At 35.1% G+C, this 26,626-nt stretch carries 26 protein-coding genes; 20 read left to right on the top strand and 6 right to left on the bottom strand.

What is annotated here, in order from left to right; genetic code table 11:
- The first annotated feature begins 152 nt into the window (after positions 1 to 152).
- Both EKM02_RS13095 and EKM02_RS13090 read left to right on the top strand, forming a co-directional pair.
- A complete protein-coding gene (locus EKM02_RS13095; protein WP_126455853.1) occupies positions 153 to 815 on the top strand; it encodes a response regulator in 663 nt (220 codons plus the stop codon).
- 142 nt (positions 816 to 957) lie between these two features.
- A complete protein-coding gene (locus EKM02_RS13090) occupies positions 958 to 2,658 on the top strand; it encodes a tetratricopeptide repeat-containing sensor histidine kinase (RefSeq protein ID WP_126455852.1) in 1,701 nt (566 codons plus the stop codon).
- Here the strand turns inward: EKM02_RS13090 and EKM02_RS13085 are convergent, their stop codons facing one another.
- On the bottom strand, positions 2,659 to 3,156 hold the full coding sequence (locus tag EKM02_RS13085; protein ID WP_126455850.1) for a metallophosphoesterase family protein: 498 nt from the start codon (positions 3,154 to 3,156) through the stop codon (positions 2,659 to 2,661).
- 295 nt (positions 3,157 to 3,451) lie between these two features.
- Between EKM02_RS13085 and truA the strand changes: the two genes are divergently transcribed.
- The 5 genes from truA (at position 3,452) to cysK (ending at position 9,612) form a co-directional block, all read left to right on the top strand.
- Positions 3,452 to 4,222 (top strand): tRNA pseudouridine(38-40) synthase TruA, encoded by a 771-nt coding sequence (gene truA / locus EKM02_RS13080; RefSeq protein WP_126455848.1) that lies wholly within the window; start codon positions 3,452 to 3,454, stop codon positions 4,220 to 4,222.
- Positions 4,223 to 4,307: 85 nt separating this feature from the next.
- Positions 4,308 to 6,062 (top strand): ABC transporter ATP-binding protein, encoded by a 1,755-nt coding sequence (locus EKM02_RS13075; protein ID WP_126455847.1) that lies wholly within the window; start codon positions 4,308 to 4,310, stop codon positions 6,060 to 6,062.
- 183 nt (positions 6,063 to 6,245) lie between these two features.
- Positions 6,246 to 7,634 carry a dihydrolipoyl dehydrogenase gene (gene lpdA, locus EKM02_RS13070; RefSeq protein WP_126455845.1) on the top strand — a complete coding sequence of 463 codons (1,389 nt, stop codon included), beginning with the start codon at positions 6,246 to 6,248 and terminating at the stop codon, positions 7,632 to 7,634.
- 221 nt (positions 7,635 to 7,855) lie between these two features.
- Positions 7,856 to 8,692, top strand: coding sequence for a serine O-acetyltransferase (locus tag EKM02_RS13065; RefSeq protein WP_126455843.1), 837 nt, complete (start codon positions 7,856 to 7,858; stop codon positions 8,690 to 8,692).
- A 5-nt stretch (positions 8,693 to 8,697) separates the two neighbouring features.
- Complete coding sequence (cysK, locus tag EKM02_RS13060; protein WP_126455841.1) at positions 8,698 to 9,612, top strand: cysteine synthase A; 915 nt, start codon at positions 8,698 to 8,700, stop codon at positions 9,610 to 9,612.
- Positions 9,613 to 10,045: 433 nt separating this feature from the next.
- Here cysK and EKM02_RS13055 read toward each other — a convergent pair whose 3' ends face one another.
- Together EKM02_RS13055 and EKM02_RS13050 are read right to left on the bottom strand one after the other, a co-directional pair.
- A complete protein-coding gene (locus EKM02_RS13055) occupies positions 10,046 to 11,086 on the bottom strand; it encodes an RluA family pseudouridine synthase (protein WP_126455839.1) in 1,041 nt (346 codons plus the stop codon).
- Entirely contained in the window at positions 11,076 to 11,696 is a 621-nt protein-coding gene (locus tag EKM02_RS13050; protein ID WP_126455838.1) for a PASTA domain-containing protein, read from the bottom strand. Before EKM02_RS13050 ends, EKM02_RS13055 begins: the two co-directional genes overlap by 11 nt.
- A 119-nt stretch (positions 11,697 to 11,815) precedes the next feature.
- On the opposite strand from EKM02_RS13050, the gene EKM02_RS13045 reads away from it, so the two are divergent.
- From EKM02_RS13045 to EKM02_RS13035, 3 genes are all read left to right on the top strand, one after another.
- Positions 11,816 to 12,784, top strand: a complete 969-nt coding sequence (locus tag EKM02_RS13045) for a D-alanine--D-alanine ligase (RefSeq protein WP_126455836.1) — start codon at positions 11,816 to 11,818, stop codon at positions 12,782 to 12,784.
- Between the two features lie 107 nt (positions 12,785 to 12,891).
- The gene (coaD, locus tag EKM02_RS13040; RefSeq protein WP_126455834.1) at positions 12,892 to 13,347 is read left to right on the top strand and encodes a pantetheine-phosphate adenylyltransferase; all 456 of its coding nucleotides are present in this window, start codon (positions 12,892 to 12,894) and stop codon (positions 13,345 to 13,347) included.
- A 146-nt stretch (positions 13,348 to 13,493) separates the two neighbouring features.
- Entirely contained in the window at positions 13,494 to 14,072 is a 579-nt protein-coding gene (locus EKM02_RS13035) for a PhnA domain-containing protein (RefSeq protein WP_126455832.1), read from the top strand.
- A gap of 207 nt (positions 14,073 to 14,279) precedes the next feature.
- On the opposite strand, the gene EKM02_RS13030 is transcribed toward EKM02_RS13035, so the two are convergent.
- Positions 14,280 to 15,626, bottom strand: coding sequence for a DEAD/DEAH box helicase (locus EKM02_RS13030; RefSeq protein ID WP_126455830.1), 1,347 nt, complete (start codon positions 15,624 to 15,626; stop codon positions 14,280 to 14,282).
- Positions 15,627 to 15,777: 151 nt separating this feature from the next.
- Here EKM02_RS13030 and EKM02_RS13025 point away from each other — a divergent pair, with 151 nt between their 5' ends.
- Positions 15,778 to 17,508, top strand: coding sequence for a M14 family metallopeptidase (locus EKM02_RS13025; RefSeq protein WP_126455828.1), 1,731 nt, complete (start codon positions 15,778 to 15,780; stop codon positions 17,506 to 17,508).
- Between the two features lie 155 nt (positions 17,509 to 17,663).
- Here the strand turns inward: EKM02_RS13025 and EKM02_RS13020 are convergent, their stop codons facing one another.
- Entirely contained in the window at positions 17,664 to 18,266 is a 603-nt protein-coding gene (locus EKM02_RS13020; RefSeq protein ID WP_126455826.1) for an NUDIX hydrolase, read from the bottom strand.
- 7 nt (positions 18,267 to 18,273) lie between these two features.
- Between EKM02_RS13020 and pyrE the strand changes: the two genes are divergently transcribed.
- Both pyrE and EKM02_RS13010 read left to right on the top strand, forming a co-directional pair.
- Positions 18,274 to 18,915: an orotate phosphoribosyltransferase gene (gene pyrE / locus EKM02_RS13015; RefSeq protein ID WP_126455824.1), complete on the top strand. Its 642-nt coding sequence runs from the start codon at positions 18,274 to 18,276 to the stop codon at positions 18,913 to 18,915.
- A gap of 34 nt (positions 18,916 to 18,949) precedes the next feature.
- Positions 18,950 to 19,342 (top strand): SRPBCC family protein, encoded by a 393-nt coding sequence (locus EKM02_RS13010; protein ID WP_126455822.1) that lies wholly within the window; start codon positions 18,950 to 18,952, stop codon positions 19,340 to 19,342.
- 761 nt (positions 19,343 to 20,103) lie between these two features.
- Here EKM02_RS13010 and EKM02_RS13005 read toward each other — a convergent pair.
- On the bottom strand, positions 20,104 to 20,832 hold the full coding sequence (locus tag EKM02_RS13005) for a biotin--[acetyl-CoA-carboxylase] ligase (protein WP_126455855.1): 729 nt from the start codon (positions 20,830 to 20,832) through the stop codon (positions 20,104 to 20,106).
- Positions 20,833 to 20,928: 96 nt separating this feature from the next.
- Between EKM02_RS13005 and rsfS the strand changes: the two genes are divergently transcribed.
- From rsfS to EKM02_RS12970, 7 genes are all read left to right on the top strand, one after another.
- The gene (gene rsfS / locus EKM02_RS13000; protein WP_126455820.1) at positions 20,929 to 21,300 is read left to right on the top strand and encodes a ribosome silencing factor; all 372 of its coding nucleotides are present in this window, start codon (positions 20,929 to 20,931) and stop codon (positions 21,298 to 21,300) included.
- A 19-nt stretch (positions 21,301 to 21,319) separates the two neighbouring features.
- Positions 21,320 to 23,245, top strand: a complete 1,926-nt coding sequence (ftsH, locus tag EKM02_RS12995) for an ATP-dependent zinc metalloprotease FtsH (RefSeq protein WP_126455818.1) — start codon at positions 21,320 to 21,322, stop codon at positions 23,243 to 23,245.
- Between the two features lie 114 nt (positions 23,246 to 23,359).
- On the top strand, positions 23,360 to 23,962 hold the full coding sequence (locus tag EKM02_RS12990) for a lactate utilization protein B/C (RefSeq protein ID WP_126455816.1): 603 nt from the start codon (positions 23,360 to 23,362) through the stop codon (positions 23,960 to 23,962).
- A 1-nt stretch (position 23,963) separates the two neighbouring features.
- The gene (locus EKM02_RS12985; RefSeq protein WP_126455814.1) at positions 23,964 to 24,854 is read left to right on the top strand and encodes a phosphatidate cytidylyltransferase; all 891 of its coding nucleotides are present in this window, start codon (positions 23,964 to 23,966) and stop codon (positions 24,852 to 24,854) included.
- Positions 24,844 to 25,497, top strand: a complete 654-nt coding sequence (locus EKM02_RS12980) for a phosphatidylserine decarboxylase family protein (protein WP_126455812.1) — start codon at positions 24,844 to 24,846, stop codon at positions 25,495 to 25,497. Before EKM02_RS12985 ends, EKM02_RS12980 begins: the two co-directional genes overlap by 11 nt.
- The gene (locus tag EKM02_RS12975) at positions 25,497 to 25,766 is read left to right on the top strand and encodes an acyl-CoA-binding protein (protein ID WP_126455810.1); all 270 of its coding nucleotides are present in this window, start codon (positions 25,497 to 25,499) and stop codon (positions 25,764 to 25,766) included. Before EKM02_RS12980 ends, EKM02_RS12975 begins: the two co-directional genes overlap by 1 nt.
- 7 nt (positions 25,767 to 25,773) lie before the next feature.
- Positions 25,774 to 26,544, top strand: a complete 771-nt coding sequence (locus EKM02_RS12970) for a superoxide dismutase (RefSeq protein WP_126455808.1) — start codon at positions 25,774 to 25,776, stop codon at positions 26,542 to 26,544.
- Positions 26,545 to 26,626: the final 82 nt, after the last annotated feature.

Raw genomic sequence — 26,626 nt, 5'->3', positions numbered from 1 at the left:
TCCGCTTCACATAGCGTGTTTCTTCATGTTTTTCCATTAGGATACTTTTTGTGTATCGCTATTTCAGGACGGGACACTGCAATCCAATAAAAACCTTATAATTTAAAATTTAGCTGAATATTTTTTATAAATTTGGATCTGATAATTACAACATGGCAGAAAAAATACGGATTCATCTTGCTGATGACCATCAAATTCTTATTGATGGAATTAGAACTTTATTACACACAATCCCTACATTTGAAGTAGTGGGTTATTCCTTAAACGGCACTAATATTTATGAGGAAGTCTCAAATAATAAAGCAGATATCCTTGTTTTAGACATTAACATGCCGGAAAAAGACGGCATTGAGGTCCTCAAAGAATTTGCTAAAAAAGGGTTTCCGTGTAAGGTTATCATTTTGTCCAGTTATGATGACTTACGAATAATAAAAGAAGTCATGAAGTTAGGCTGCAGCAGTTATTTAACCAAGAAATGTGCCGGAGAAAATATAGTTGAAGCCATTCAAGCAGTTATTAATGGTGAAGAATATTTTAGTAAATCCGTAAGAGAAAAAATATTCAATACCGTAACTAAAGACAATCCGAAACTAAACAAACAAGTCCCTAGTCCAAATTCACTTTTAACAGAAAGAGAACTAGAAATCATAATCCTGATTTCATTAGAATATAGCGGCAAAGAAATCAGTGACCAATTGTTTATTAGTGTTAATACCGTAGAGACCCATCGCAAAAACATAATGAAAAAACTCAGCGCAAAAAACTCTATTAGTCTAGTGAAATATGCCCTTAAAAATAAATTAATCAAATCCTGAATGAATTTGGGTAAAACTTAAACACTATTTTTTATTAATTAAAAAAAGAAAACCAACCAATTTAACTCTGATTTAAAGCCTGTTTATTTGAAAAATAAGGCGGATTTAAAAAACCAGAAATAACCAATCTATTCAATTATTTATGTCTCAGAAACAAATTGCTATAGTCTTGATTTTACTATTGAACCTCACTGGTAGTTTTGTTAGTGCTCAAAAGAAAGAAACTTCAAAAAAGGAAGCCCTGACATTAGTAAAAGAAGCTAACCAGCTAATGAAAGCAGGTAATTACGAAAAGTCCTTAATACAATCGAGACTTGCTTTGAGCCAAGCAATCAAAATCAAGGACAACAACCTGATAGCAGGAGCTTATAATACCATTGCTGCTAATTTTGATCAATTATCAGAATCTGACAAAGCTTTTTTCTACTACAACAAAGGACTGGAATACGCGAATAAAACTAATAATGATGTTTTAAAAAATTGGTTAAACAATAATTTAGGAAATATCTATTGCTTTGATAAAAAACAATATGAAAAAGGAATTTATTATTATAAAAAATCACTGCATTACAGCACTAAAACAAAAGATTCAGCACAAATTATATTTACAAAACTCAATTTGACGTGGGCCTATTTCGACAATGATCGCTATCAAGAAGGGCTCCCTTATTTAAACTACATCAACAATCATCACAAAAAACATGGAGACGAGTCTACAATTGTAGCTTTAAATATGCTCAACGGCATGTATCATAGCCATACAAACAACATTAAAAAAGCCCATTATTTTTTCCAAAAAGCAATTGAAAAAGGAATTAAAGGAACTGAAAAATCTGATTTATCATACTCTCACCTAGAATTTTCTAAATTTTTATTGAAAAACAATGATTATAAAAATGCCTATAAAAATTTAGTTCGTTACAATACAATTACTGAGGAACTAAACAACGAAGAAAAACACAATAAAGCGAATGTCGCAGGCATCAACCTGGCAATCGATGAGTACAAAAGAGAAATCGACAAGATTGAAACAGAATATAAAGCAAAACAACTTTTTTTACTGCAAGAACAATCCAGAAATAAAAAAATTGTGATCGTACTAATTGTAATTCTATTACTGTTTTTTATCCTTTTTTACTTCTATTCTCAAAACACACAACTAAAACAAAAAAACAAATTAAAGGACTTACAAAGCAAAGTTCAGGAAAACATCATCAACGCATCCATTGACGGACAAGAATTAGAACGAAAAAAAATCGCGGCCTTTTTGCATGATAATATTAGTGCTTTACTTTCATCAGCAGGACTACATCTTCATGCGTACACATCCCAAAATCAATATTCAGCACAAGAAATTATAAAAACTAAGGCTATTCTTGAAGAAGCACACGATCAAGTACGGGATTTATCCCACGAACTGATGCCTTCGCTTTTAGCCCGTTTTGGATTATTTGATGCATTAGACGATTTGTGTGAAAAAAACTCCAATTCCATTCTGTGCTTTGAATACGCAAGTTCCGTAGATCGAAAAACCCGTTATGATGAAGATTTCGAAATTAAAATTTATTTCATAATTATGGAACTCCTCAACAATACGATAAAACATAGTCAGGCAACACGTTCAGAATTAAGCATTCACGAAGATAATGATTTTCTGAATGTCAATGTTATGGATAATGGCCAAGGTTTTGATTCTAGTAAATTTCATATCCTTGAAGGTTTTGGCATCAACCAAATCAAAGCCCGTATCAATAATCTTAAAGGAACTATTGTCATAAACTCCAAAATAGGTTTCGGTACAACCATAAAAATAATAGTACCCATCACCTATCAAAAAAAATAATTAGACCCGTTTTTCAATCTCAATAATTTCCAAATTTTTGATTTTATCTCCTTCAATCACAAAACGCAACATCGTTCGCACGTGATGAAAACCACTTTTTCCCGCCGCACCAGGATTCATGTGTAATAAATTATGTTTTTTATCGAATATGACTTTTAGAATGTGAGAATGTCCACAAATAAATAATTTTGGCGGATTGGCTTCCAACTCAGCTTTAATATTGGGATTGTATTTCCCCGGATAACCGCCAATATGCGTAATCCAAACATCAACGCCTTCACACATAAAACGGTTGTGTAACGGGAATTCCAGTCGTGCCATTGCATCATCAATATTTCCATACACGCATCGTAACGGTTTCAGCTTTTGTATCGCATCAGTCACTACCAAATCACCAATATCACCCGCATGCCATACTTCGTCAGCCAATGCAACATATTTCAAAATGGTATCATCAATATAACTGTGCGTGTCAGAAAGCAAAAGTATTTTTTTCATATTTATAGTGTCATTACTAGGTACGAAGTAATCTGAAGCAATTTCCAGCTATCCGTTTCAATCTTTATTGTTTTTAAAGAAAAAACAATAAAGGATTCCCGCTGCAAATGTTTACATTCACTGAACTCCTATGAAAATAAAAGTTTAGTGAAGTAATCTGGGCTACGATTTTGTGGTAAAAATAAACATTCGAATTCCAAATAAAAAATCAAATCGAAACTTAACAAACTTTGCACCTTGGCAACTTCGTGGCAAAAAAATTAATAAGTATCTTTGTGGCTTCAAAAAAATTCACTTGAGATATTTTATCAAATTAGCATACAGCGGAACCCATTATCACGGCTGGCAATACCAACCCAATGCTGCCTCTGTTCAGGAAACGATGAACAAAGCGTTTTCGGTGTTATTGAACACAACCATCAATCTTATGGGCGCCGGTAGAACGGATACCGGGGTTCACGCCAAAGAAATGTATGCCCATTTTGATTTTGAAACACCAATTGATATTCCAAGTTTACTGCACAAACTCAACTCCTACTTGCCCAAAGACATTGTTATTTATGACATTATACCGGTTCACGATGAAGCGCACACTCGTTTTGATGCCACTAAAAGAACCTATGAATATCACATCAATACATTCAAAGATGTTTTTTTGCAAGAACAAAGTTGGTATTTCCATCAAAAATTAGATATTGATTTGATGAATGAAGCGGCGCAACTATTATTCAATCACACTGATTTTCAATGTTTTTCAAAAGTCAACACAGATGTAAATACCTTTGACTGCACTATTTTTGAAGCATATTGGACTCGAGGCACAGCTGAACAGGGCGCAGACAAACAAGAAAACAGCAATTTGATTTTTACCATTTGTGCCAACCGTTTTTTACGCAATATGGTTCGTTCCATTGTGGGAACATTAGTAAATATAGGATTACACAAGAATACACTGGCTGATTTTACTGCCATCATAGAAAGTAAAAACCGAGATAAAGCTGGTTTTTCGGTTCCGGCACATGGTTTGTATTTAACCAAAATAGATTACGATTACATTACGCAATAGCCCTGATAGTAGTGAAAATCCTTTTATGTTTTTCTTTAAAAACACAAAAGATTGCAACGAATAGCAGGAAACAGCTCCAAAAAACATGAAAGCAAAAGCATTTGATACTAGATTATTCAAACGAATATTAAAATTTACTAAACCCTATCAATGGCGTTTTAACGGAGTGATTATTTTTGCCGTTTCGCTATCAGTATTTGCGGCATTGCGCCCGTATTTATTGAAACAAACTGTAGATGGTTACATTTCGACCCAAGACCAACAGGGATTATTATTGTATGTGATCCTGATGGGAATTGTACTATTGCTGGAGGTATTCTCGCAGTTTTACTTTGTGTATTGGGCAAACTGGCTCGGTCAGGATATTGTAAAAGACATTCGGACAAAACTGTTTCAACACATTTTGAGTTTCCGAATGAAATATTTTGATCACGTTCCCGTAGGACAGCTCGTGACACGTTCGGTTTCGGATATAGAATCCATTGCTCGTATTTTTAGTCAGGGTTTGTTTATGATTATCAGTGACTTGATGAAAATGTTCGTAGTACTGATTTTCATGTTTTACATGAACTGGAAACTGACTTGGATCGTAATTATTGCAATGCCCATTTTGGTTTATTTTACCCGAATTTTTCAGCGTAAAATGCAAGTCGCTTTTGAAGAAGTACGAAATCAAATCGCTAACATGAACTCGTTTGTTCAGGAACGTGTGACAGGAATGAAGATTGTACAACTCTTTAATCGTGAAAAAATTGAATACAACAAATTCAAAAATATAAATGACAAGCACAAAAAAGCGTGGATAAAAACCATTCTGTATAACTCCATATTTTTCCCTATTGCAGATATCATTTCGTCCTTAACCCTTGGTTTTATTGTACTATATGGCGGTATCAAGATCTTGAACGGAGATAATTTCACCACTTTTGGAGATTTATTTTCCTATACAATGTTTATTGGAATGTTGTTTAATCCGTTGCGCCAAATTGCTGATAAGTTCAACGAGATGCAACTGGGAATGATTGCGGCAAACCGTGTTTTTGACATTTTAGACACCGAAGATCAAATTCAGGATACCGGAATTATAGAAGCTCCAATTTTTAAAGGAGATATCGAATTCAAGAATGTCCGTTTTGGATATATTGCGGATGAAGAAGTAATAAAAGGAATCGATCTGGAGGTAAGTGCCGGTCAAACGATTGCCATCGTAGGGTCTACAGGTGCCGGAAAATCTACAATCATTAACTTACTGAATCGTTTTTACGAAATCAACAGTGGCTCTATTTACATCGATAATCACAATATTGAGAATTACACTTTAGGTTCCTTACGTAAACAAATTGCGGTAGTATTGCAGGATGTTTTCCTTTTTGCCGATACTATTTTCAACAACATCACCTTGAATAATCTTGAAATTAATCGGGAACAGGTTTTGGCTGCAGCCAAAAATATTGGCGTCCATGAATTCATCATGAGCTTACCGGATAATTATGATTTTGACGTGAAGGAACGCGGCGTTATGCTTTCTTCCGGTCAGCGTCAATTAATTGCTTTCTTGAGAGCGTATGTTAGTAATCCAAGTATTTTGATTCTGGATGAAGCTACTTCATCGATTGACACCTACTCTGAAGAATTGATTCAGCGTGCTACAGAAACCATTACTAAAGGCAGAACTTCGATTGTGATTGCGCACCGTTTGGCCACGATTGTCAATGCTGATAAAATTGTGGTAATGGACAAAGGATTGATTGTAGAACAAGGAACGCATCAGGAATTAATCAACCGCGAAAGTGGGTATTACAAGAATTTGTATGATTCTCAGTTTTCGGTAGCAAATTAGTTTTTGCTGCAAAGGAATAGCAGTTACAAAAACAAAGATCGATTTACACTTCTGCAATTTGTTCAAAACAAAGATGTTTTCTTGAAAATTAGTTAGTTTGCTACTTTATTAGTTTGAAACTTTCTCAAAACAGAATAAATCCTTAAATTCGCCCAATCAATTAAATAAGAAAAACACATAAAAATGAAATACGATATTATAGTTTTAGGAAGTGGTCCAGGTGGTTATGTTACAGCTATTAGAGCATCACAATTAGGCTTTAAAGTAGCCGTAATCGAAAAAGAAAATTTAGGTGGTGTGTGCTTGAATTGGGGCTGTATCCCTACGAAAGCGTTGCTGAAATCAGCTCAGGTTTTTGATTATCTAAAACACGCTTCTGATTACGGATTGACTATTTCATCATTTGATAAAGACTTCCCTGCTGTTGTACAACGCAGTCGCAGCGTAGCTGACGGAATGAGCAAAGGGGTTCAATTCTTGATGAAAAAAAATAAAATCGATGTGATTGATGGCTTTGGAAAACTAAAACCAGGAAAAAAAATTGATGTTACGGACAAAGACAATAAAATTACTGAATACAGTGCAGATCATATCATTATCGCTACTGGAGCACGTTCTCGTGAATTGCCAAACTTGCCTCAAGATGGTATAAAAGTAATAGGATATCGTCAAGCAATGACATTACCAACACAACCAAAATCAATGATTATCGTTGGTTCTGGAGCGATTGGAGTAGAGTTTGCACATTTCTACAACTCTATGGGAACCGAGGTAACTATTGTAGAATTTATGCCTAATGTAGTTCCTGTTGAAGACGAAGACATTTCGAAACAAATGGAGCGTTCTATGAAAAAAGCAGGTGTCAAAATTATGACCAGCTCCTCTGTTGAGAAAATTGACACCACTGGAGCAGGTGTTAAAGCGTATGTAAAAACAGCAAAAGGAGAAGAAGTGTTAGAAGCTGAGATTTTACTTTCGGCTGTTGGAATCAAAACAAACATTGAAAACATAGGATTAGAAGAAGTAGGAATCGCTACTGACAAAGATAAAATTTTGGTAAATGCTTACAACCAAACTAACATTCCGGGTTATTACGCTATTGGTGATGTTACGTCAGGACAAGCACTAGCCCACGTAGCTTCTGCCGAAGGAATCAATTGTGTGGAGAAAATTGCAGGATTACACGTGGAACCTATCGATTACGGAAACGTACCGGGCTGTACCTATGCCACTCCTGAAATTGCTTCTGTAGGTTTGACTGAAAAACAAGCTAAAGAAAAAGGATACGAATTAAAAATTGGTAAATTCCCATTTTCAGCTTCCGGAAAAGCAAAAGCTTCCGGTACACCGGATGGTTTTGTAAAAGTAATTTTTGATGCTAAATACGGAGAATGGTTAGGATGTCACATGATTGGAGCCGGAGTTACCGATATGATTGCTGAAGCAGTTGTAGCGCGTAAACTGGAAACGACAGGACACGAAATTTTAAAATCAATTCACCCACACCCAACCATGAGTGAAGCGGTTATGGAAGCGGTTGCTGATGCGTATGGCGAGGTAATACACTTATAGTTAGTAAATTAACAATTTTTTATTTCAGATTTATTAATCCGATTTGTTCCTACAAATCGGATTTTTTTATGAAATCATTTCCAACACCAAACGATTATTTTGTGGGAATTTAACATATTAACATTTATTTACAAAGCAGGGTTATGAATCTATTCAATTCTGCTTTATATTTGTATTTCGAGGATTTTTACTCGTTTAATTCTGATTTTATTCCATTATAAATGAATACTGAAACCAACCGTTTTTCGAATACACTGCATGAAAACCAAAATAAAAGTTGGGTAAGAGCCATCGATTCCTCTAAAATCATCAATTGGATTGATGATTTGTTCAAAATATTATTTCCGGAGAAAGTTTTAGAAACGATCCAAATTGAATTGCTTTTGGACCAAAACAAAGCCTGTTTTATTGCTATCCTATCGGAAATTGTAAAAGACAAAACGTCCAATGAAATTCTAGATGATGCCGAATCTTTTTATCGCGCGCTTCCAAAACTTTATGATTCGATGCAAAAAGATGCACAAGCTATTCTGGATACGGATCCCGCTGCTGATTGCATTCAGGAAATTATCAATTCCTATCCCGGTTTTTTTGCTATAGAAGTTTATCGTATTGCTAACGCTATTGCTTCTCGTACCTCGTGTCTGCTGCCGCGAATTCTAACCGAATATGCTCATAGCAAAACCGGAATCGACATTCACCCCAGTGCCACAATTGATGTTCCATTCATGATTGATCACGGTACCGGAATTGTCATTGGCGAGACTACAATCATAGGGAAACACGTAAGCATTTATCAAGGAGTCACTTTGGGAGCATTGCAAGTAGAGAAAAATATGCAGGAAAAAAAACGCCATCCTACCGTAGAAGATTATGTAATTATTTATGCAAATGCCACTATTTTGGGCGGCAGCACCATCATAGGAAACCACAGTATTGTAGGCGGAAACACGTTTATCACCAAGAGTATGAATCCGTATTCCTTTGTTATGCAATCCAATAAAAACACGGTTCTGAATCAGCTGGAAATAAAAGATATTAATTTTTTCTCTATATAAATATTATGAAATACAATAACATACTCGAAACAATAGGCAACACCCCACATGTAAGAATCAATCGTTTATTTGGTGCCAATCACAATGTATGGATCAAATTAGAACGTGCCAATCCCGGTGCCAGTATCAAGGACAGGATCGCTCTTGCCATGATTGAAGATGCCGAAACCAAAGGATTATTAAAAGCCGGAGGTACTATCATTGAAGCCACTTCTGGAAATACAGGAATTGGACTCGCGATGGTTGCGGCCGTAAAAGGCTATAAATTAATACTGGTAATGCCTGAATCAATGTCCATAGAAAGACGCCGACTCATGAGCCTTTATGGTGCTGAATTTGTCTTGACGCCCCGTGAAAAAGGGATGAAAGGCGCGTTGGAAAAAGCACAGGAATTAGTTACCGAAATACCTAATGCCTGGTCACCACTTCAGTTTGAAAATCCCGCCAACATCGAAATTCATAAAACAGCCACCGCGCAGGAAATTATAAAAGCATTCCCTGACGGTCTGGATTATTTGATCACCGGCGTAGGAACCGGAGGGCACATCACGGGTTGTGCCGAAATATTGAAAAAACATTTCCCAAACCTTAAAGTATATGCAGTTGAACCTGATGCTTCTCCCGTTATCAGCGGTGGCACCCCGGCTCCCCACCCTATTCAGGGAATTGGAGCAGGATTCATACCTACCAACTTGCGTACTGATTTACTGGACGGAACCATCCAAGTAAGCAAAGACGATGCATTTGCCTATACCCAAAGAGCCGCAAAAGAAGAAGGCATGTTCATAGGAATATCCTCTGGAGCATCTCTCGCTGCGGTGGCAAAAAAACTACCAGAAATCCCAGAAAATGCTAAAATATTAACCTTTTGTTACGACACTGGCGAACATTATTTAAGCATCGAAGGCTTATTTGTCTAAACAAAAATCTTCATTAAAATACAAACCGATTTGTGAAAACAAGTCGGTTTTTTTTATCGTATTTTTTTATGGGCGTGTCCTTGTTGCAAAACTATTGTATAAATTACTTTTTTTAGCACCACAATAAGGTCAGGCTCTCCGCTACAATCTTTTACTGTGCTGCGCTTCATAAAAGGATTTTCACTTCCATCCTTCACGCAAAACGGACCAGTTAAAAACTCTACAACCTACAATCGAGAGCCAAACGTTTTTGCTAAACTTTATGTTAAGTATTTCTGCTATTCTGCTCAATCTTTTCAGGTTAATTTTTTAAATTTATAGAACTAAACAAGTCGAAAGTTACTCTAAGTCTAGGCTTTAAGACTAGAAACAGAACATGCCCCAAATAGTGTCTAACTTTTTGGGGCATGTTCAATCTGGGGCTTTTCCTGTTTTATTCCTCTTCCTCCGTACTATGCGACTTTGAATAGCCTCTCCATTTCTCGATGCAGTCCTGCAAATCCTGCGGAAGTTCCGTATCAAAACGCAGCATCTCTCCGGTTGTAGGATGAACAAAACCTAAAGTTTTGGCGTGCAAAGCCTGTCTTGGCAATGCTTTGAAACAGTTGTCTATAAATTGTTTGTATTTCGTAAACGTAGTTCCTTTTAAAATCAAATGACCGCCATACCGCTCATCATTAAATAAAGGATGTCCTATGTGCTTCAAGTGTGCCCGAATTTGGTGCGTTCTCCCGGTTTCCAGTTGGCATGAAATTAAAGTAACATAACCAAAACGCTCCAACACTTTGTAATGCGTCACGGCTGGCTTCCCTATTTCCGGATCAGCAAAAACCGCCATCTGCATGCGGTCTTTAAGGTGACGTGCCAAGTTTCCTTCAATCGTTCCTTGTTCTTCGACTACATTTCCCCAAACCAAAGCCACATACTCTCTTTCGGAAGTTTTAGCTTCAAATTGTTTGGCAAGATGTGTCATAGCCGCTTCGGTTTTAGCAATTACTAATAAACCAGAAGTGTCTTTGTCAATTCGATGCACTAATCCGGGACGTTCGCTGCTGTTCATTGGCAAATTATCAAAATGATACGCCAAAGCATGTACTAAAGTTCCGGTGTAATTCCCATGACCAGGATGCACTACCATTCCTGGCAATTTGTTGATCAATAACAAAGTATCGTCTTCATACACAATATCAAGCGGAATATTCTCCGGAATAATATGGTTTTCATAAGGAGGATGCGAAAGCATAACGCGAACAACATCATTGGCTTTCACTTTGTAATTCGACTTTACGGTGGCATCGTTTACAAAAATATTGCCATCGGTCGCCGCAATTTGTATTTTATTGCGAGTTGCATTTTGAATCAAACTCATCAAATATTTATCAATCCGCAAAGACGTTTGTCCTTTAGGAACTTCAAATCTAAAATGTTCAAATAACTCGTCTTCTAAATCTATTGTATCACTATTATTGTTCATCAACTGGTATTTCTTCTATTGGTGTTGCCAGTGTATCTGCAGCACTGGTCTCTTCATAACTCATTTTTCCGTCTCCTAAAACCAAGTCGATTTTGGAGGATTTTAAGACTCTGTCCCCTGCTTTCAGGTTTCTGCCTTTGAAACGCATTTCCAGCACCATGTCTTTTCCAAGATTAGGAACGTAGGTAATTTCTCCTTCCTCAAGTCCTAAGGCTTTCAATGTAGGTACTGCTTCGCGATACGTTTTATTGACTAAATCCGGAATACGAACCGATGAAAACCCCGAAGTATTTATTTTAATATATATTTTTCGTCCTACTTTTACTTTCGTACCGGGCGTTGGATCTTGCTTAACTACACTAAATTGCGGAAAATCGCTTCTATAATCTACGCTGTCTAAAAGTACATAATCTAAATCCAGCTCATTCAGTTTTTCCTCGACTTGTTCTTCTGTCAACTTACGCAAATCCGGCACGGTAATTTCATGTCCATGATCTGTTGTAAAAGTCAACCAATGCATAAATAAATAACCCAAAACGACAATAATGGCAAGTGCAATTAGTATTTGAACAAAGAAAACACGGCTGGTAAGATACTTACGTAAACTCATAAATTTATTTTTATATCTGGCAAAGATAAAGCTATTTCGTTTCAAAAAAAATGATAATTTTGTTTAGAATTCGTTTAGTCGGTCAATCGATTGAACGTTTAAACGATTAAATGTATATAATGAAAAACATTGCTATCATCATGGGCGGATATTCCAGCGAGTATAAAATCTCTCTTATCAGCGGAAACGTTGTATATCAATTTCTGGACAAAACAAAATACAACGGATTCCGAATCCATATTTTCAAAGAAAAATGGGTTTATGTTGATGCTGAGGAAGCCGAATTCACTATCGATAAAAATGATTTTTCAGTAACTGTTGATGGTAAAAAAATTACTTTTGACTGTGTATTCAACGCCATCCATGGAACACCAGGCGAAGACGGATTAATGCAGGCCTATTTTGAATTATTGCATATTCCGCAAACTTCCTGCGATTATTACCAAGCAGCATTAACGTTCAACAAACGCGATTTATTATCAGTTTTAAAACCATACGGTATAAAAACAGCCACTTCCTATTACTTAAACAAAGGTGACCGTATCAATACGGACGAAATTGTAGCTAAAGTAGGTTTACCTTGTTTTGTAAAACCCAACAAAGCCGGTTCTAGTTTTGGCATTTCCAAAGTAAAAACTGCTGCCGAATTGCCCATTGCAATAGAAGTTGCTTACAAAGAAGACAACGAAATTATCATAGAAAGCTTCTTGGATGGCACCGAAGTTTCTGTAGGAGTAATCAATTATAAAGGAAAAGTAACCGTATTACCGATAACTGAAATTGTTTCAGACAATGATTTCTTCGATTATGAAGCCAAATATTTGGGTAAATCACAGGAAATCACTCCAGCGAGAATCTCGGATGAAATGACTCAAAAAGTGAGTAAAATTGCTAAACGTGCATATGAAGTCCTGAAAATGAAAGGTTTTTCCCGAAGTGAATTTATATTGGTAAACGGAGAGCCACACATGTTGGAAATGAACACTATTCCGGGATTAACAACGGAAAGTTTGATTCCGCAACAAGCCAAAGCTGCCGGAATTTCATTGGAGGATTTGTTTAGTAATGCAATAGAACTGGCTCTGTAATAAATCACTTAATTCTTAAATACTAAACAAACGTGTTATTTAAACAAAGGAGTACATTCAAAAAATGTCATTCCTCCGTTGTCAGAATGACAAAACAGAAAAAATAAATGAGAAAAGCAATATTCCCGGGTTCATTTGACCCCATCACTTTAGGACATGAAGACATCATCAAAAGAAGTATTTCCTTATTTGATGAAATTGTTATTGCTATTGGTATCAATGCCGAAAAAAAATACATGTTTTCCCTGGAAGAAAGAAAACAATTCATTGAGGAAACCTTCAAAAACGAACCAAAAATTTCCGTGATTACCTATGAAGGTTTAACCACTGAACTTTGTAAAAAACTGCATGCCCATTTTATACTCCGTGGTCTGCGCAATCCTGCTGATTTCGAATTCGAAAAAGCCATCGCTCACACCAATCGTCGTTTATCAAAAATTGAAACTGTGTTTTTATTGACCGCTGCAAAAACGTCGTACATCAGCTCCAGTATTGTACGAGATGTAATTCGCAACAACGGGCAATATGAAATGCTGGTTCCCGCTGCCGTGAGAGTCAAATAATTTAAAAGCGATTTTGTCACGTCGAGCGCAGTCGATACTAATGGATAGCTCTCGACTGCGCTCGACTTGACAAATAAACAGTCCCAATACAACTTGTAAAACGAGGCAATAATCCGTAATTTTACCAAAAATAAAAGCCGTTAAACATGAGTATAGAAAGAGAATTAAGCAAACGCAGCGGGTCAAAATGTGAACTTTGTGGCGCCACTGAGAACCTGAAAGTGTATCAAGTATTACCTACAAAAAAAGGAGGAATTGAGGAAAGCATCATGGCTTGCAGCACCTGTATTGACCAAATTGAAAATCCGGATACCGTAGATTTAAATCATTGGAGATGTCTAAATGATAGCATGTGGAGTGAACATAATGCCGTACAAGTTGTCGCTTGGAGAATGTTAAGCCGTTTGCGTGGTTCTGGATGGCCTCAAGAATTATTAGACCAAATGTATTTAGACGAAGATACTTTGGCTTGGGCACAAGCAACAGGTGAAGGCGAAGAAGAGGAGAACAAAGTCATTCACCGTGACAGCAACGGTGTGATTCTTGAAATTGGCGATTCAGTAGTTTTAATCAAAGATTTGAAAGTAAAAGGTTCAAGCATGGTGGCCAAACAAGGAACTGCAGTGCGTAACATTCGATTAGATCACGAAAATGCCGAATATATTGAGGGTAAAGTAGACGGTCAGACTATTGTCATTATTACACAATACGTGAAGAAAATATAGTGGTCAGTTGACAGTGGTCAGTGATCAGTTAAAAAATGGAGTAGTCCGTTTTAGTAAGCAGTAAAAAAACATGCTAATAATAAAAAATCGTTAACAGTTATTATTACTGTTAACGATTTTTTGGTACAATTAATTCACAGATAACTGATTTTCTGACCACTGAATACCTTTTAAACTGATCACTAAAAGCTGACTACTGATCACTAATTACTCCTCTTCTTTCTTAATCACTTTTCTAGCGACTTCGATTTTGAATTTCTTGCCTTTCATTTTTTCGTCTTTGATGGCGTGAAGTAAATCTTTCACTTTATTGAATTTCACCGCGGCAAATGAGATAAAATCTTTCACTTCAATCAAACCTAAATCGTCTTTTTCTAATTTCCCTTTTTGGGAAAAGAAACCTACGATATCAATTTTATTCAATTTATTTTTCTTTCCGCCACTGATGTAAATCGTTTGAAATTCAGGTGGTTTTGGCAATGAAGTGGAATTCTCCACTTTCAAAGCTTCCATTCCGTAATCGATGTAATCCATTTTTTTCTCACTTTCATGAGCAATAATATACGCCGTACCAGAAGCTAGCATACGTGCTGTACGTCCGTTTCTATGGGTAAATTCGTCTTCTTTAGATGGCAAATGATAATGAATAACATGATTCATTTCAGGGATATCGAGTCCACGAGCAGCCAAGTCAGTTGTGATTAGATAACTTACACTTCCGTTTCTAAACTGGATTAAGGCGCGTTCTCTTTCGTCCTGATCCATTCCGCCATGATAATACGTGGCATAAATTCCTTTTTTGTTCAACGTATCGCTGATACGCTCTGCAGCATCACGATGATTACAAAAAACAATTGCCGATTGTGATTTCAACGAACAAATCAAGTTGAATAAACTTCCTATTTTATCTTTTTCTTTCGAAACGACCATTTTCATCGAAAGATTCGTTTCGGCCACGTTTTCTGGAATAAAGTCCAAAATAGTCGGGTTTACGACTCTTGTATATCGTGGAATTTCAATATCGGAAGTGGCCGAAACCAAAACGCGTTTGTTCAGTTTTGTTAATTTTCCAATGATAAATGACATTTGTTCATGGAAACCCAGTTGCAAGGATTTATCAAACTCATCCAAAATCAAGGTTTGAATTTTATCCACACGGAAAGTACCTCTGTCGATATGATCCGCGATTCTTCCCGGAGTTCCTATTAAAACAGCTGGTGGATTACTTAAGTTTTTGATTTCGGTATCGATGGAATGTCCGCCATAGCACACATTTACTTTATAATCGGTTCCCATTTTTTTCCAAACCTGCTCAATCTGCAATCCTAATTCGCGTGAAGGAACCAAAATTAAACATTGAACCGATTGAATTTCGGGTTGTAACATTTCTAAGATCGGCAACAAAAAAGCCAAAGTTTTTCCGGAACCTGTTGGCGAAAGTAATAAAATATTATTGTCATTCAAGATTGCATCTTGTGCTACTTCCTGCATTTTGTTCAAGCTTTCGATGCCTAAATTTAAAAGTATATTGTTGGAATGGTGTTTCTTATTCATTTTTTTTATTTGGACAAAGGTAATTTTTAATTCTCAGTTATGAATTTTGTATTTTCATTCTTTTTTCAATCGGGTATTTCCTTTTCTTACATTCATATCTACAGCTGTCTAAAAAAAGCTACATTTGATATTCCATTTAAAAAACCGAAAAATGAGACTTTTCACATTCCTTTTTTTACTATTCTTCATCAGTGCTTTTGCACAAAAAAACAATAAATACGATACTTTTTTCGAAAAAGGTAATGGAAATCAATCGGCATCTTACCAAGAAACAATTGCGTACTTCAAACTTCTGGCGAATGATTTCCCTACTATCGAAATACAAAAAATGGGTTTAACGGATAGTGGTGAGCCTCTGCACATGGTTATTTTTAATCCGGAACAGCAATTTGACTTTGGAGTCATCCAAAAAAACAAAGCGGTAATTCTGCTCAATAACGGCATTCACGCAGGGGAACCTGACGGAATTGACGCTTCTATGCAACTATTTAGAGATTTAGCGTTAGGCAAAATAAAAGTGCCAAAAAACACCATTATCGTTTGTATTCCGGTGTACAATATTGGCGGCGCTTTAAACAGAAACTCCACTTCAAGAGCCAATCAGGACGGACCTGAAATCTATGGTTTTCGTGGTAATGCCAGAAACTACGATTTGAATCGAGATTTTATCAAATCAGACACCCATAACACGAAAAGCTTTGTAGAAATATTCCATAAAGTAAATGCAGATGTTTTTATTGACAATCACGTCAGCAATGGCGCGGATTACCAATACAAACTAACGTATATTATGACCCAACATAATAAATTAGGAACTGTTTTAGGTGATTTTTTAAATACTGAAATGATGCCTGCTTTAGTTAAGGATTTACAAAAAAAGAATATCGAAACTACGCCCTATGTAAATGCTTTTCAGGACACACCGGACAAAGGTTTTGGTCAATTTTTTGAAAGCCCAAGATTCGCAACCGGTTATACTTCATTGTTTAATACCATTGGTTTTGTGGTGGAAACACACATGCTTAAAAAATATGCCGATCGCGTGAAAGTGACGTATGAATACATGCGTTCCGTAATTGATTTTACAGATGCTAATTACAAAAAAATCAAACAACTGCGATTAAAAAATGAAGAGCAGTATAAACCACAACAATCGTACACGATAAAATGGGAAATTGACAGTACAAAAACGATTCCTTTTTCGTTTTTAGGCTATGAAGCCAGTTACAAAAAAAGCGACGTCACCTCCGGAAACCGTTTGTTTTATGACCAAACAAAACCGTACAAAAAAGACATTCCCTACAGTAAGGAATTTAAATCGGTAAAAGAGATAGTAATACCAGAGGCATATATAATTCCGAGAGGATTTTGGCCTGTAATTGAATTATTAAAGAGCAATACAATCACCTATCGCCAATTAAAAAAGGATACTATAATTGAAGTTGAAAGCTATAGAATTGCGGATTTCAAAACGGCAAGTTCCGCATACGAAGGGCATTATTTACACCGAAACACTTCGGTAACATCAAAAATGGAGAAAGTGACTTTTGCCAAAGGAGATTACGTAATTCCTACACAGCAAAAAGGAATCAAATACATACTGGAAACATTAGAACCAGAGGCCGTCGATTCTTTTTTCAATTGGAATTTTTTCGATACCATGTTGCAACAAAAAGAAGGCTATTCTGGTTATGTTTTTGAAGATTCTGCAATAAAAATTTTAAAAGATAATCCAAAATTAAAAGCCGAATTTGATTTAAAAAGACAAAGTGACGTTACCTTTATCAAAAATCCGGAAGCGCAACTGGACTGGATCTACAAACATTCCGTTTATTATGAAAAGGCACATTTACGCTATCCTGTGTATCGTGTTTTAAAATAAAAAAACGCTCGTTAAAATGTTTATTACACACAAATTTCACGAATTCCAACAGATTAATTCGTGGAAATTAGTAAAATTAGTGTTTAACTTACTATGCCAATTTAAAAATCAGTTCAAAACTGTTCAATCAGCTTATCTTTAGACAAAATGAAGTACTATCTCAAGTGCTTTTCTTCTTCAAATAATAATTTTATATTTTCATAAGAATTTTTCAAAGCTTCCTCAATTTGCTCCGGATTCATCCAAGCTACTTTATCAATTCCTTCTTCTAATTGTCCATGAGGTGTTCCTTCAAAATCAGATTGCATTTCGAACCAATGTGTGATTTTTAGTTTGTACTTGCCGTTGCGTCTAAAAACATGATACGTTTTTTGAAGTTTATGGGAAATTGTCAAGCCATTGACTCCGGTTTCCTCCTCTACTTCACGCTTGGCGGTATTTTCAATTTCCTCTCCTTTTTCGATTCCTCCTTTGGGCAAATCCCACTTTCCATTTCTAAAAATGAACAAAACTTCTCCTTTTTTATTGTACACCAAGCCACCTCCTGCTTTAGTAACCGGGATTTTTGCTTTCAAAGTCTTCATAATCAAGCTTTCATCCGGATGGTATAAATAGGCTTTATTAATTTTATTTTGAAATATTTTTACTATAAGTTGCTCTATATCAATGCTTTCCAGCAAAAATAATTGAAAATCGGTCTCCTTGGAGATGTGATTTGTTAAAAAAAGTGGTTTGTCGTTAACAAAAACTTTATACATTTGTACTATGATTTTTAATAAACATACAGCCGAAAAAACAGCCGAATTTCTTTTGCAAATAAATGCAATTAAATTGAATCCAAGAAATCCTTTTACATGGGCTTCTGGATGGAAATCGCCTATTTATTGTGACAACCGATTAATCCTCTCATTTCCAGCGGTACGAAATTATGTTCGGGATGAATTTTCCAAGAATATTCAGAAACAATTTGGTAAACCAGATGTTATTGCCGGTGTAGCCACTGGAGCAATAGGAATTGGTATGCTGGTTGCTGAAAGTTTAGGAGTCCCGTTTGTATATGTGCGTCCGGAACCTAAAAAACACGGGAGACTCAATCAAGTCGAAGGTTTTTTACAAAAAGGGCAAAATGTAATAGTGGTGGAAGATTTAATCAGTACCGGAAACAGTAGTTTACTTGCCGTGGAAGCGTTGCGCGAAGCAGGAGCCAATGTCAAGGGCATGGCCGCGATATTTACGTATGGTTTTGATGTAGCTGAAACTAATTTCAAGAGCGCACATGTAGATTTATACACTTTAAGTAATTATCAAAATTTATTAAATTTGGCTGTAGCCAAAAGATACATTACTGAAGAAGAAGAACAAACTTTAAGAGAATGGAATGTAAATCCGTCTACCTGGAACATTTAAGTTTAAAAAAACAAAAAACAAAATCCTACAAAACATGAACTTAGAAAGTCCAAAAGTTACTGTACCCAAATCCGCTCAAGAATTATTTGATTTATTAAGCGATGTAAAAAATTTTGAAAAACTAATGCCTGAAAACATTGCTAAATTTGAGGCTATTGGTGATGATGCATTTATTTTTGGATTAAAAGGCATGCCTGAAATCAAACTTAAAATGAAAGAAAAAGTAGCGCCTGTAAAAATTATTTTGGGAGCTGCAAGTGACAAACTTCCATTTACTCTTATAGCAAATATTGAGGCTATAACAGAGCAATCCAGTGCTGTAAAACTTGATTTTGAAGGAGAATTTAACCCTATGATGGCCATGATGATAAAAGGACCAATTGGAAAATTTATAGAAACTTTAGCAACCAATATGAATAAATTGTAAAAACTGTTTAAATAGTAACAATATAATAATATTTTAAAAGTCTTTCAGTATACACTAAGAGACTTTTTTTTAATAAGAAATTGTCATTTTATCAAGTTTGTTGGTTCGTCGTGGGTAAAAAAATATATGGTTGTCCGTTACTTGTACCAAACTAAATTTTACAAATGAAATTCAGCTCTGTTGTCATTTCGACCAACGGGAGAAATCACATAACGAGAGCAACTGATGTGATTTCTCCTCCGTCGAAATGACAAAATAAAACGCATTGATATTAGTAACGGATATTCATAAAAAAAAATTAACCATTATTTATGATTAAATTACTGATTATTAATACATTACTTGTGTGTTTTGAATTTATGTTATCCTTAACCAAAGACAAATACCAACTCCTATGCCAATTACCGATCCCCATTAAAGAGTAAGGATTACAGCATAAGCGCAATTAAAACCATTTATAATATTTACTAAAAAAATATTTCTCAAAAATATTATAAAAAATTATTCAATAAAATTGACAACAATCTTAACTAAGTAATAACCATTGTATATGTACGGTTTTAAAATTAGACAAAATGACGCAACAGATTGATTTAAAACTACTGTTTACAATAGTGCTACTTTTGACTTTATGAAGTTTAAACTTTTGACTTACTTAATACTTCTCAGACTGGATTAATCCAATCTAAACACGAACTGCTGTACAATAATGCACTGATGCGGTTTTATTTAAGAGAAAATTTATTTATGAATTTTAGCATTTAATACAACATTTGAATTTCTTTGATGTCAAATTCAGCGACACGATCATCTTCCAGAAGAACCAGAAGTTTTCCCGCTACCGAAACGCCCTGAATAATTCCCATAAAGTTACTGTTATTTTGAGCTGAAAAGGCCATGGGAATTCCTTTTTTGTATAATATACTTGTGTATTTATTCCAAGAAATACTGGATTGCTGATTCCATAATGCTTTATTTTTTTCTAAGGATGTAACAATTGAGGAAAGAAGTACTTCTTTATCAAATTCAGTTGCACAAATCACGGCCAAAGAGGAAGCTTTTGCTAAATTTTCGAAATTAGTTTGATTTACATTGAGTCCCAAACCTACAACAGAAACAATTGTTCCGTCGCTTTTGATGCTATTCTCTATCAAAATCCCACCTATTTTTTTATTATATGACATAATGTCGTTCGGCCATTTGATACTAAGATCAGGAATCTTAAGCGATTGTAAAACTTCAATTACGGCAAGTGAAACCAAAATATTTAAGCTGAAAATCTGACAAATATCTGCTAAAAAATCCTTGACCAAAATACTCATTATTAAGTTTTTACTTGGTTCAGAAACCCAAACAGCTCCCATTTGTCCTTTTCCTTTTGTTTGACTCTCAGCGGTAACAACAGTAAAGTTTTCGAGCTCTTGTTTGTTCGATAACCCTTTAAGGAATTCGTTTGTAGAATCTATGGCATCGAGTTTGATTACCTTAATATACGTTTTTTTGTGAAACATAATTTAATATTGTGTTAAGGTTCAAAAATAATCACAAAAAATGGTAACTTTACAAACTTATATTAAAAATAATTCATGGCGAAAAAGACTATAAATAATGACGTTCTATTAGCGAACATCATTAAAGGGATAGAAGAGGTAAAAGGGAATGATATCACTATCCTTGATTTAAGAGAAATAGACACTGCAGTTTGCGACTATTTTGTAATCTGTAATGGAAATTCAAACACTCAGGTTAATGCTATAGTCAACTCCATCCAAAAAACCGTTTCAAAAGAATTAAAAGACAAGCCTTGGCATGTTGAGGGAACTGATAATGCAGAATGGGTATTAATGGATTATGTGAATATAGTGGTTCATGTATTTCAAAAACATATTAGAGAGTACTACAACATCGAAAGTTTATGGGGCGATGCTAAAATAACAACCATAGAAAACAAATACTAAAGACACATAATCCGTAGTAATGGCTAAAGAAAATAATCCAAATCCGAATAAGTTTAAAGTAAGCCCTTGGCTAATTTATGCTGCAATATTATTAATTTTCTTATTTATAAGTTTTATAACTAATGGCTCCAGTCTTAATGAACCTGGACAATTAACCTCGTCTAAGTTTAACGACTACTTAGAGAAAGGTCAGATCGATAAAGTTGTTGTAAATAACAAAACCGAAGCTGAAGTTTTTCTGAATGCGGCAGCAATGAAAGATGCAGCACACAAGAAAGTTTCGAAAGATGTTTTTGACAGACCTAACAAAGGACCACATTACGTTTTTAACATTGGTAACGATCAAATATTTCAAAAAAAACTGGAAGAAGCAGTTGCTAAAGGTAAATTAAACGATTTTAATTTCTTGGCAAAAAGTAATTGGTCAGATATTCTAATCAGTTTATTGCCAATTATAATTATTATAGCCGTTTGGATTTTTATAATGAGAAAAATGTCTGGTGGAGCCGGCGGTGGTGGTGGCCAAATTTTTAATATTGGAAAATCCAAAGCAAAACTATTTGACGAAAAAACAGATATTAAAACTACTTTCAAAGATGTTGCTGGTTTAGAAGGAGCGAAAGAAGAGATTCAAGAAATTGTTGAATTTTTGAAAAATCCTGAAAAATACACTAACTTGGGAGGAAAAATACCAAAAGGAGCTTTACTCGTAGGACCTCCAGGCACCGGTAAAACATTATTGGCTAAAGCTGTAGCTGGTGAAGCTCAAGTACCGTTCTTCTCTTTATCCGGTTCTGATTTTGTAGAAATGTTTGTAGGTGTGGGCGCATCACGTGTGCGTGATTTGTTCAAACAAGCCAAAGAAAAATCTCCTGCAATCATTTTCATTGATGAAATTGATGCCGTAGGTAGAGCCAGAGGAAAAAGCAACATGTCCGGAGGAAATGACGAACGTGAAAATACATTAAACCAATTACTGACAGAGATGGATGGTTTTGGAACAAATTCAAATGTAATAGTTCTAGCCGCTACAAACAGAGCAGATGTATTAGATAAAGCTTTAATGCGTGCCGGACGTTTTGACAGACAAATTTTTGTTGACTTACCCGATATTCGCGAACGTGCAGAAATATTCAAAGTACACCTACAGCCATTGAAAAAAGTGGAAGGACTAGACACTGACTTCTTAGCCAAACAAACTCCAGGATTTTCAGGTGCAGACATTGCTAATGTGTGCAATGAAGCCGCTTTGATTGCAGCTAGGCATAACAAAACAGCAGTTGACAAACAAGATTTCCTTGATGCAGTTGATCGAATTGTAGGAGGTCTGGAAAAGAAAAATAAAATTGTAACACCTGATGAAAAAAGAGCAATCGCTATTCATGAAGCAGGTCATGCTACAGTGAGTTGGATGCTTGAGCACGCAGCACCACTAATAAAAGTAACAATTGTTCCAAGAGGACAAAGCCTAGGTGCCGCTTGGTATTTGCCGGAAGAACGTTTAATTGTACGTCCTGACCAAATGCTTGACGAAATGTGCGCTACTATGGGTGGAAGAGCTGCTGAAAAAGTAACTTTCAATAGAATTTCGACAGGAGCGCTAAGTGATTTAGAAAAAGTAACCAAACAAGCTCGTGCCATGGTAACGGTTTATGGTTTGAATGAAAAAATAGGAAATGTTACCTATTATGATTCAACTGGCCAAAGCGAATATAATTTATCTAAACCGTATTCTGAAGAAACGGCTAAAGTTATTGATGAAGAAATATCATTACTAATCGAAGGCCAATACCAAAGAGCCATTCAAATTTTAGAGGATAACAAAGACAAACTGAATCAGCTTGCAAATATTTTGATCGAAAAAGAAGTTATTTTTAAAGATGATTTAGAAGCTATATTCGGAAAAAGAACATTTGATAAAAATCTTGAAGAAGTAGTGTCTTAGAAACATCTAAATATTTAATTATTTTTAAAATCTTAATTCAAAAACTACTTTTGAATTAAGATTTTTTTATCTTTGAACGTTTTCAAGTAATAAATTAAAGCAGTTGACAGCGATATGAGTCTTTTTAGAAAAATTTTTGGTTCAATTAATCCGGCTTCTGAGGAAGATAAAGAAAGTGAATTTAGTAAAACAAATGCTGATAGCACGATCTCTATAGATGAAAAATTTATCAGTAATTTTAAAAAAAATGGAGGTAAGTTTTTATACTGTGAAAATGCAGAGGAAGTAAAAGAACACTTTGAAAATATTCTTGAAGAGAATGACTGGTTCGAAAGTGAAGTTTTATGCTATGAACCAGAACTTTATAGTATGCTTGAGGATAATAAATTAAGTTTCTCTAAACCAAAGAATCCTTCATTTTTACTGGCCAGTTGTGAAAATTTAATTTCTGACGAAGGATCTATATTGTTTTCTTCAAAACAAATTAAGCAAGACAAACCAAACGAATTACCTACAAACATTATAATTTTAGCAAATACAAGTCAAATTCTTGAAGCCAAAAGCGATGGACTTAGCGCTATAAAAAAGAAATATGAAAGGGACTATCCTACTAATATTACTACTATAAAATATTTCGAAAAAGCCAAAGAAGAAGACTTCACGCAATACGGAAGTTCTGCAAAAAATCTTTATTTATTGCTTTTAGAAGATCTGTAAGATGAATGAAACTCTAAAACGAGGTATATCGGGAGCTGTTTATATCCTATTATTACTTGCTTCTATTTTATACTCTACTGAAAGCTTTTTTATTCTTTTTGGTATTTTTCTACTTATTGCCATTTATGAATTTTGTCATTTAATTCAAATACATAAAATTTTACCGGTTCTTTTTGGTGCAACCTTGTATACAGGTGTTACTTTAGTAAGCCATTATAATAAAATCATTACGGATACCCTCAATCAGCTATTTAATTCTAATTTAGAAATTTCAATAAACATACAGCAACTAGATCTTGTTTTACTGGTTATAGCGTTAGTTGTATCTATAAAATGTATCCTTTTCCTATTTTATGATAACATTCAAAAAATAAGCACTTCATCAAAATACTTGTATTTACTAGGTTACATCATTTTGCCTTTTGTATTTATTACTAAAATTTCATTTGGAATAAATGACTATAATCCCAAAATTATAATTGGATTATTCATCTTAATATGGACTAATGATACCTTTGCTTATATTGTTGGGAAATCAATAGGCCGAACCAAATTATTTGAAAAAATATCGCCCAAAAAAACAATTGAAGGGTTCTTAGGCGGAATCATTTTTGCTATTTTAGCAGGTTATTTGATCTCGAAGTACTACATAAAAGCCAACCCTGAATTTAGTGAACGATCCATACTAATCTGGACTTCAATAGCTGTTATTGTTGGAATTGCAGGTACTATAGGAGACTTAATTGAATCTAAATTCAAACGAATTGCCGGTGTCAAAGACAGCGGAAAAATAATGCCTGGTCACGGAGGCATCCTAGATCGACTAGATAGTGTTATATTTGTAGCACCAATTATATTTTTATTTTATCAAATTTTAAACTATGTTTCATAAAGAAGGAACCCAATCTATTTTATTAGGCACTATTTTCACTGCCGTTGTGCTCTTATTGTCTGATAATTTCATAGACACTATCTGGCTCAAAATGGCCATACAAATAGCAGCGCTGTTACTTTTGATCATCATATTGCAATTTTTCAGAAATCCAAAAAAAACCGTAATCATCACTGAAAACCAAATTCTTGCGCCAGTAGACGGTAAAGTTGTGGTTATTGAAGAAGTGTATGAAAGCGAGTATTTCAAAGACAAACGTTTGCAAATATCCATCTTCATGTCGCCTATTAATGTGCATGTCACCCGCTATGGATTGAGCGGAATTGTAAAATTCAGCAAATACCATCCTGGCAAATTTTTAGTAGCATGGCACCCAAAAGCAAGCGAGGAAAACGAAAGAACTACGATTGTCATCGAAAATAAAACCTTTGGTGAAGTACTATATCGTCAAATTGCCGGAGCCTTAGCGCGAAGAATCGTAAATTACGCTGAAGAAGGAATGCAGGTTATTCAGGGAACTGATGCCGGTTTTATCAAATTTGGCTCACGAGTAGATCTCTTTTTACCATTAGGAACAGAAGTGAATGTTGAATTGAATCAAAAGGCAATTGGAGGTAAAACTATTATTGCTACCAAAAGATAATGAATGAAAAAGAATTAGAGCTACAATTTCTGGAAGCTGTAAAAATAGCTTCATCGATGACACAGGCATCTTTACCGCAAGATGTTCAATTGCGACTTTATGCCTTTTACAAACAAGCTACTTTTGGAACTTTAGATCTAAAACAAACTTCTACTTACCATTTGAGAGATGCTTTTAAAACCAATGCATGGATGCAAATCAGCCACCTTACCCCAGATGAGGCCAAAGAACAGTACATTGAAACTATTTATTCTTTGTTAAAAAAATAGTATTATTATGAAAAAGTTATATTTTTTAATTCCAGTTATACTGCTACTGATTGGCATAATTTCATGTAATAAAAAAAAATTTACCGAAGTCGTTGAAGTTCCCTTACCTACGACCGAAGAGAAAGTATTAACCGGAATTCCGGAGGACGTAAAGGCTAACGAAGGTTCTTTTCAACTGGAAAAACTTCCGTACGGGTATAATGCATTAGCTCCAAACATATCAGCTACTACTTTAGAAATCCATTATTCCAAACATTATTTGACTTATACTAACAATTTGAACAAGGCTATTTTAGGAACTCCACTTGAAAATCTGACAATTGAGGAAGTATTAAGTAAATTAGATCCAAATGACCCCACACTTCGCAACAATGCAGGAGGTTTTTACAATCATTCTTTGTATTGGAAATGCATGACGCCAAAAGGGGGAGGTCAACCATCAAATGCATTGGCTGAAGCAATTACCAGAGATTTTGGTTCATTTGAAAACTTTATCACAGCGTTCAAAGTTGAAGCGACAAAACAATTTGGCTCCGGTTGGGCATGGTTGATTCTAGATAAATCCGGAAAATTACAAGTAACCAGCACACCTAATCAGGAGAATCCCTTAATGCGTAATGCAGTTGTTCCCGGAACTCCAATATTAGCTTTAGATGTATGGGAACACGCTTATTATTTAGACTACCAATACCGAAGAAAAAATTATATTGATGCTTTTTTTAATGTAATTAATTGGAAAAAAATAGAAGAAAATTATGATGCTGTAACAAAAAAATAGTATTCGTTTGTCTTGTCCTGAATAACCGATACAGATTATTAGATAAAAATATTTAATTAAACACTTGCAAAAACGTTTTTGC

The organism is Flavobacterium sp. RSP49 (assembly GCF_003968735.1).
GTDB lineage: Bacteria > Bacteroidota > Bacteroidia > Flavobacteriales > Flavobacteriaceae > Flavobacterium.
The sequence above is the reverse complement of the archived record's forward strand: the minus strand, read 5'-3'. Positions and strand labels throughout refer to the sequence as shown.